This window comes from Plesiomonas sp. ZOR0011 (assembly GCF_000800945.1).
In the GTDB taxonomy this organism is placed as follows: Bacteria; Pseudomonadota; Gammaproteobacteria; order Enterobacterales; family CAMTGL01; genus Plesiomonas; species Plesiomonas shigelloides.
Genome location: NZ_JRKB01000127.1, coordinates 1 through 354, shown reverse-complemented (window position 1 = coordinate 354; position 354 = coordinate 1). Strand labels below are relative to the sequence as shown.

Genomic DNA, 354 nt, shown 5'->3' with positions numbered 1-354 from the left:
GTGTTTGGGTTTGGAAAATACGGGCATTGTGATGCAAGGATAAACGCCACAACGCCGGTTTTACCTGCATGCTATAGCGAGTACGGCGAAAACCGGTATCACCTTGGGAGAATTGACTCACCACACCGCTAATACGGCGCTGTAGTTCGCCCTCAAACCAAATCAGCAGCTCACAAGGCTGCTCTAACACGGCCTCAAAATCGATATCAGGCTGGTGACTGGCCAGCTCTAGATTCAGCTCAAAGGGACTATTTAGTGCCTCGTGTAGCGAAAACTCAGCGACAGCAAAGGTTGACTCCGGCAACTCACCCACGTTAACGGTAAACTGCAATCCGGTTTGATTGGCCATGTCTC

Annotated in this window: 1 protein-coding gene; it reads right to left on the bottom strand. The window is 50.6% G+C overall.

Features of this window, described 5'->3' with window-relative positions:
* Nucleotides 1-349: contractile injection system protein, VgrG/Pvc8 family (locus L975_RS16975; RefSeq protein WP_255359298.1), on the bottom strand; the 349-nt coding region annotated here is incomplete at its 3' end.
* Between the last annotated feature and the right edge of the window lie 5 nt (nt 350-354).